A 7,336-nucleotide genomic window follows, 5' to 3' on the forward strand; every position below is an offset into this window, starting at 1 on the left:
AGCGGCCGCGCCACGCCAAGGGCCCACGCAGAAACCGGGATCACCGCTTGTGCCGGCGCACGGGCTCGCCGCGGCGGACCGCTCCCGGGGCGCGGGCGGCCGGGTGGTCGGCGTGCGCGGAGGACGACAGCTGCCAGGGCACGCTGATGACCATGACCCCGGGCGTGAAGAGCAGCCGGCTCTTCAGCCACAGCGCCGACTGGTTGTGCAGCAGGTTCTCCCACCAGTGCCCGACGACGTACTCCGGGATGAAGACGGCGACCACGTCCCTGGGGCTCTCACGCCTGATCGAGCGGACGTACATCAGCACCGAGCTGGTGATCTCCCGGTACGGGGAGTCGAGGATCTTGAGCGGCACCTCGATGCCGTACTCCTCCCACTGCCGTTGCAGCTCCGCCGCAGCATCCCGGTCGACGGCGACGGTCAGCGCCTCCAACTGGTCCGGCCGGAACGCGCGTGCGTAGGCGAGGGCGCGCAGGGTGGGCTTGTGCAGGGTGGACACCAGCACGATCCCCAGGACCCGGGAGGGCGGCCGCAGTTCGCTGCGCGGGTCGGTGACGGCGAGCTCGGCCGATGTGTCGTCGTAGTGCCGGCGGATGCCCCGCATCATCACCCACAGCACGATCGCGGCCAGCACCGCCAGCCAGGCGCCCTGGGTGAACTTGGTGGCCAGCACGATGGCCAGCACCAGACAGGTGGTGACCGCACCCGTGGCGTTGATGGCCCGGGCGGTGTGGTGGCGCCGGCGGACGGCGGGGGCGGTTTCCGTGGCCAGCTCCCGGTTCCAGTGCCGGACCATGCCGGCCTGGGAGAGCGTGAAGGAGGTGAAGACGCCCAGGATGTACAGGTGAATGAGGCTGGTGACGTTCGCCTTGTACCCCCACAGGAGCAGTCCCGCCACGACCGCGAGGGCCAGGATGCCGTTGGAGAACGCGAGCCGGTCCCCGCGGTTGTGCAACTGCCGCGGCAGATAGCGGTGCTGGGCGAGGATCGAGGCGAGCAGCGGGAAGCCGTTGAAGGCCGTGTTCGCGGCCAGGATCAGGACGAGCGCCGTGGCGGCCTGGACGTAGTAGAAGCCGAAGCTGTTCTCGCCGCCGAAGACCGACGCCGCCAGCTGGGCGATGACGGTGCGCTGCGTGTAGTCCTCGCAGTCGGGCAGCCCGGTCAGACGGCAGCTGTCGTCCGTGATGTGCACCTTCGCGACGATCGCGAGCGTCGTGACGCCGACGAACATCGTCACGGCGATGGCGCCCATCGCGGCCATGGTGGTGGCCGCGTTGCGGGACTTGGGCTTGCGGAACGCCGGCACGCCGTTGGAGATCGCCTCCACACCGGTCAGTGCCGTACAGCCGCTGGAGAAGGCCCGCAGGACCAGCATCACCAGCGCCAGACCCGCCAGGTTCGCGTCCGCCGGATCCGGCTCGATGCCGTACGCGGCGGTCGGGGCGACGGGTGCGTCGCCGAGCAGATAGCGGAGCAGCCCAGTGCCGCACATGATCAGCACGCCGGCGATGAACAGATATGTCGGAGTGGCGAACGCCCGGCCCGACTCCCGCACCCCGCGCAGATTGACGGCGGTGAGCAGGGCGACGAAGACGAGTGCCATGAGCACACGGTGCTCGGCCAGCTCCGGGATCGCCGAGATGATGTTGTCGACGCCGGAGGCCACGGACACGGCCACCGTCATCACGTAGTCGACCAGCAGCGACGCGGCGACCACCAGCCCCGCCGACGCGCCCAGGTTCGTGGAGGCCACCTCGTACGAACCGCCGCCGCTCGGATAGGCGTGCACGACCTGGCGGTACGAGAGCACGACCACCGTCATCAGCGCGACGACCGCGGCCGCGATCCACGGCGTGAAATGCAGATAGGCCAGCCCGCCGAGGGTGAGCACCAGCAGGATCTCCTGCGTGGCGTACGCCACCGAGGAGAGCGGGTCGGAGGCGAAGATCGGCAGAGCGATCCGCTTCGGCAGCAGCGTCTCGCCCAGTTCCTCGCTGCGCAGCGCGCGCCCGATGACCAGCCGTTTCAGGAGCGCCGTGACGTTGAACACGGACGTGAGCGTAAGCGGGGCGGCCCGGCTCGCCCCGGCCCGCCGCGCCGGGGCCGCGTCCCGTTCGTGCTCGCGTCCCCCGGTGTCAGCCGGCCGACTCGCCCGCGTGGGGGCTGAGCGTGTCCGTGCCGACGAGGACGAAGAGCAGGATGCCGAGCAGGATCCGGTAGATGACGAAGGGCATGAAGCTCTTCGTGGAGATGAACTTCATGAACCAGGCAATTACCGCGTATCCCACACCGAAGGCGATGATCGTCGCGAAAATGGTCGGGCCCCAGGACACGTGCCCGCCGGCGCCCGCGTCCTTCAGTTCGAACAGGCCCGAAGCGAGCACCGCCGGGATCGCGAGCAGGAACGAGTAGCGGGCCGCGGCCTCGCGGGTGTACCCCATCAGCAGACCGCCGCTGATCGTGGCACCCGAGCGGGAGACGCCCGGGACGAGGGCCATGGCCTGGCAGACGCCGTAGATCAGGCCGTCCTTGACGGTCAGCTCCTGCAGGGTCTTGCGGTGCCTGATCGCACGGTGCTTGCCGCCCGTCTCGTCGCGGGCCGCCAGTCGGTCGGCGATCCCGAGCACGATGCCCATCACGACGAGCGTGGTGGCGATCAGCCGCAGATCCCGGAACGGACCCTCGATCTGGTCCTTCAGCGTGATGCCGAGCACACCGATCGGGATCGAGCCGACGATGACGAGCCAGCCCATCTGTGCGTCGTGGTCATGGCGCATCGCCTTGTTCGTCAGGGAGCGGAACCAGGCGGAGACGATCCGGGCGATGTCCTTGCGGAAGTAGATCAGGACGGCCGTCTCCGTGCCGATCTGGGTGATCGCGGTGAACGCCGCACCCGGGTCGTGCCAGCCCGCGAATGCCGCCGTCAGGCGCAGATGCGCACTGGACGAGATGGGCAGGAACTCGGTCAGCCCCTGGACGAGCCCGAGGATGAGTGATTCGAACCACGACATGAAAGCTAAGCCATCCCAGTGCTGGTCAGGTCTGAACGTACGGTGCGGGCCGCGATCATGCGTCCGCCGCGTGGCAGCGTAGCGTCATCGGATTTCCGGCCTACGGGCGGGCTGCCGCACAGCGAATCGCCGGGGTGTCATGGGAGCCCGGGGGAGCGGTGGGCGGCGCGGTGCGGCGCGATCCCCAACTCGCCCGGCTGCGGGCGGTGTTCACCGGCGAATGCCCGTCGATGCAGGCACGGGCGGCCCTGACGGCGCCATGGGCGCCGGTCTCGGCCGGGCGGCGGTGGGCCTCAGTCGCCCACAGGGCCCGTCACCGTCCAGCCCGGTGCGTGGACGTGCGGGGTGAGGCTGTCCAGGGTCGCCTCGTCGCCGCAGGACGCGCAGACGACCACCGGGGTGAGCTTCGCGCCGCAGGCGTGCTCGGCGACCGTCGGGGGGTGTTCGGCGAGGTGCCGGTCGCCCCAGGCCATCAGGGTCAGCAGGACGGGATGCAGTTCGCGGCCGGACTCCGTCGGGACGTACTCGAAGCGCTGCGGGCGCTCGCTGTACGGGACCTTCTCCAGCACCCCGGCCTCGACGAGGCGGCGCAGCCGGGCGGTGAGGATGTCGCGGGGCGCGCCCGTGTTGCGGGCGATCCGGTCGAAGCGGCGCACGCCGAGGAAGACCTCGCGCAGGACGAGCAGGGCGTACTTCTCGCCGACGAGAGCGAGGGTGTCGGCGATGGAACAGGGACGCGGGGCCTTCATGGGCCCCAGCTTAGAGGGGGGTGGGTTGGAAATCCCAACTCACTCGGCTACCGTTGAGTAGCAATAGAGTCCAGTTTTCCAACTCACGTACCGGCCGCGGGTCGTGCGTGAGCCGAGGAGGCGCCCTCCATGCGTGATGCCGTCATCGTCGAAGCAGTCCGTACGCCGATCGGGAAGGGCAAGCCGAACGGCGCGCTCGCCCAGGTCCACCCCGTCGCATTGCTCTCCCACACCCTCCGCGCCCTCGTCGAGCGCAGCGGAATCGATCCGGCCCTGGTCGACGATGTGATCGGCGGCACCGTCGACCAGGTCGGCGAGCAGGCCATGAACACCACGCGGTACGCCTGGCTCGGCGCCGGGTTCCCCGAGTCCGTGCCCGCCACGACGGTCGACCGCCAGTGCGGCTCCTCGCAGCAGGCCGTGCACTTCGCCGCGCAGGGGGTCATGGCGGGCGCGTACGACGTCGCCATCGCCTGCGGGGTCGAGTCGATGAGCCGCGTCCCGATGTGGTCCAACGTGCCGCCGGGCGCCGACCCCTTCGGTCCTGGGGTCGCCGAGCGGTATCCGGAAGGGCTGGTGCCGCAGGGGATCAGCGCCGAGCTCATCGCCGCGAAGTGGTCCATCGGACGGGAGGAGATGGACGCGTACGCGGTGACGTCGCACCAGCGGGCGGCCGCGGCATGGGCGGACGGACTCTTCGATGCCGAGGTCGCACCGATCGCCGGGCTGTCGCGGGACGAGAGCGTACGGCCGGGAACGACGGCCGAGATCCTGGCGGGGCTGCGGCCCTCCTTCGAGGACCCGGGCTTCGCCGAGCGGTTCCCGCAGATCGAATGGTCGGTCACGGCGGGGAACAGCAGCCCCGTGAACGACGGGGCCTCGGCGGTCCTCGTCATGGCGGGCGAGACCGCCGAGCGCCTCGGCCTGCGCCCGCTCGCCCGGCTGCACAGCTTCGCGGTCACCGGCTCCGACCCGCTGCTCATGCTGACGGGAGTGCTCCCGGCCACGGAGAAGGTCCTGAAGCGGGCCGGGCTCGCCCTCGACGACATCGGCCTCTTCGAGGTCAACGAGGCCTTCGCGAGCGTCGTCCTGGCCTGGCTCCAGGAGACCGGCGCGGATCCGTCCCGGCTCAACGTGCACGGCGGCGCCCTTGCCCTCGGGCATCCGCTCGGTGCGAGCGGCACCCGGCTGATGACCACCCTCGTCCACGCGATGCGGGCCCGGGGGGCGCGCTACGGCCTCCAGACGATGTGCGAGGCGGGCGGGCTCGCGAACGCGACGATCCTGGAGGCGCTGTAGCCGTACGGCGGTGCGGTGCGCGCGGGGTGCGGGGCGTGTGCCTGCGGCGGGCCCTTCCCCTACCCGCCCCTTCCCGAACCGGGGGCAAGCCCCCAGACCCCCGGGAACGTGACCGGGGCCGCCCGGTGGGGCCCGCGTGTCCGTCCTCGAACGCCGGACGGGCGGAAACTCAGTCCCGCCGGCGTTCGAGGCGCGGGGGTGTGGGGCGGAGCCCCGGTGGCCGTCACACCGTGCGCAGCCGGTGCCGCTTGCGCCAGGCCACCAGAGCCCCCGCCACGGCAGAGAGCGCGATGAAGCCCGTCGCCGCGAGGAAGGCCGGTGAGGTCGGCGAGGCCGCGCGGCTGCCCGCGACGACGTAGGCCGCCGTGTTGGGGATCGAGCCGAGGGCCGTCGCCAGGAGGAAGGGGGCGTAGCCCATGCGGGACACCGCGGCGCAGTAGTTGGCCGCGGCGAAGGGGATGCCGGGGAAGAGTCGCAGGGCCAGCATGGAGCGGAAGCCGTGGCGGCTGAGCTGTCCGTCGGCCGCGGTCAGCCAGCGGCCGCGCAGCAGCGGCCGGAGAGCGTCCTGCCCCAGCACGCGGCCCATGGTGAACGAGATGCCCGCGCCGACGACCGTGCCGGCCAGCGCGGCGGCCAGGCCGGCCTGGGAACCGAAGAGCGCGCCCGCCGCCAGGTTCAGCAGGGGCCGTGGCACGAACGCCGCCGTGCACAGGCCGTACGCCACCCCGAAGAGGACCACCGCCGCGCCGCCGCTCACCTGGACCGGGAGCCCCGAGGCGAGCAGCCGTTGCGGCTCGTACAGCACCACGGCAGAAGCCGCGCACGCCAGCAGCAGCACGAGCAGCGCCAGCCGGGACCAGGGAGACAGGAAGGCCCGGCTGCAGCGGAGAGCGAGGCCGTTGCGCGGCCCGGGGACGGGGTCGAGCATCCGGGGAGAGTAACCGAAGAGCCCGACTGATCGCCGTAACCTGTGCCGCATGACGCACCCGGCCACGCCCCGCAGCGCCCTCGCCGACACGTTGCTGGAGCGGCTGACCACGACATACGCCGCGGCGGGCGACCCCGCCCGGGCCGTGGAGGCCGCCTCTTACATGAAGGGCGTCGCGCCGTTCCTCGGCATCCGCACACCAGAGCGGCGCGTCCTGACCCGTGCCGTCGTCGACGGCATCCCGCGCCCCGCCGAAGCCGACTGCGCGGCCGTCGCCCTGCGCTGCTGGGAGCTGCCCGAGCGCGAGTACCACTACTTCGCGGTCGACTATCTGCGCCGCCACGTCGGACGCTGCTCGTCCGGATTCCTGCCGGTCGCACGGCACCTCATCACCACCGTCTCCTGGTGGGACACCGTCGATGCGCTCGCCGCGCACGTCGTCGGCCCGCTCGTCACCGCCGATCCGCAGCTCGTGGCCGTCATGGACGAGTGGATCGATGACGACAACCTCTGGATCGCCCGCACCGCCCTCCTCCACCAGCTGCGCCGCAAGGACACCACCGATGCGGAACGGCTCTTCCGGTACTGCCTCCGCCAGTCCGGCCACACCGACTTCTTCATCCGCAAGGCGATCGGCTGGAGCCTGCGCGAGTACGCCAAGACCGACCCGGACGCGGTACGCGACTTCGTCGCCGGAGCCTGTGACCGGCTCGCACCGCTCTCCGTGCGGGAAGCGCTCAAGAACCTCTAGGCCCGTACTTCGCGGGTCACCGTTTCAGGTCTGTGGCCAGCGGGTTTGCCCGATGTCGGTGTCGAGGAGATCGAGGAGGTGGAGTTGGACGCCGCGTGTGATCTGGACGGTGGGCGGGTCGGTGACGTTGCCGATCCGCAGGGTGAGTTCGCCGAGGTGGTAGAAGATCATGCGGCCGGTGGGGCGGACGCGGCGGTTGTCGGGATAGAGCCCGCGCATGGTCTGCTCGGGGCCCAGAGCACGCCTGACCTGGCGTTCGATGAGGCAGAAGACGAGCAGGGCCAGGCAGATGACCTGGATGAGGGCGGCGACGCGCCGGTTGTGCTGGACGAAGACCGGTGCGACCGCGAGTGGTCCCTTGAAGTCGTGGTAGCGGCGTTCGACCGTGTCCTGGCCCTTGTAGTGGATCAGGACCTGGCCCGGATCGGCCTGCTCTGGGGGCAGGGTGGTCAGCAGTGCGTACCAGCCGTCGACGGCGGCCTCCGCCTCCAGGATCTCCTGGTCGAAGTGCCAGGTCAGGGATAGTGTCCCGGCGTCGTCCTCGGTGACGGTGAAGCGCAGGCAAGAGCCGACACGGCGCTTCGCGGTGATCACA

General features: G+C 71.0%; 7 protein-coding genes. 2 read left to right on the forward strand and 5 right to left on the reverse strand.

The window, feature by feature from the left end:
* Positions 1 to 40: 40 nt before the first annotated feature.
* The 3 genes from ACFV9O_RS33135 to ACFV9O_RS33145 all read right to left on the reverse strand — a co-directional run bounded on the left by ACFV9O_RS33135 (position 41) and on the right by ACFV9O_RS33145 (position 3,763).
* Positions 41 to 2,053 carry an APC family permease gene (locus ACFV9O_RS33135; RefSeq protein ID WP_385424554.1) on the reverse strand — a complete coding sequence of 671 codons (2,013 nt, stop codon included), beginning with the start codon at positions 2,051 to 2,053 and terminating at the stop codon, positions 41 to 43.
* Between the two features lie 85 nt (positions 2,054 to 2,138).
* Positions 2,139 to 3,014, reverse strand: coding sequence for an undecaprenyl-diphosphate phosphatase (locus tag ACFV9O_RS33140; protein ID WP_385424557.1), 876 nt, complete (start codon positions 3,012 to 3,014; stop codon positions 2,139 to 2,141).
* Positions 3,015 to 3,307: 293 nt separating this feature from the next.
* Positions 3,308 to 3,763: a winged helix-turn-helix transcriptional regulator gene (locus tag ACFV9O_RS33145; protein WP_385424560.1), complete on the reverse strand. Its 456-nt coding sequence runs from the start codon at positions 3,761 to 3,763 to the stop codon at positions 3,308 to 3,310.
* 129 nt (positions 3,764 to 3,892) lie between these two features.
* Here ACFV9O_RS33145 and ACFV9O_RS33150 point away from each other — a divergent pair, with 129 nt between their 5' ends.
* Complete coding sequence (locus tag ACFV9O_RS33150; protein ID WP_385424563.1) at positions 3,893 to 5,062, forward strand: thiolase family protein; 1,170 nt, start codon at positions 3,893 to 3,895, stop codon at positions 5,060 to 5,062.
* A 223-nt stretch (positions 5,063 to 5,285) separates the two neighbouring features.
* On the opposite strand, the gene ACFV9O_RS33155 is transcribed toward ACFV9O_RS33150, so the two are convergent.
* Entirely contained in the window at positions 5,286 to 5,990 is a 705-nt protein-coding gene (locus ACFV9O_RS33155; RefSeq protein WP_385424565.1) for a TVP38/TMEM64 family protein, read from the reverse strand.
* A gap of 49 nt (positions 5,991 to 6,039) precedes the next feature.
* Between ACFV9O_RS33155 and ACFV9O_RS33160 the strand changes: the two genes are divergently transcribed.
* Entirely contained in the window at positions 6,040 to 6,741 is a 702-nt protein-coding gene (locus ACFV9O_RS33160; protein WP_385424568.1) for a DNA alkylation repair protein, read from the forward strand.
* 24 nt (positions 6,742 to 6,765) lie between these two features.
* Here the strand turns inward: ACFV9O_RS33160 and ACFV9O_RS33165 are convergent.
* Positions 6,766 to 7,336, reverse strand: a 571-nt coding sequence (locus tag ACFV9O_RS33165; protein ID WP_385424570.1) for a hypothetical protein, incomplete at its 5' end; no start/stop codon positions are given.

Source organism: Streptomyces sp. NPDC059909 (assembly GCF_042730885.1).
GTDB lineage: Bacteria > Actinomycetota > Actinomycetes > Streptomycetales > Streptomycetaceae > Streptomyces.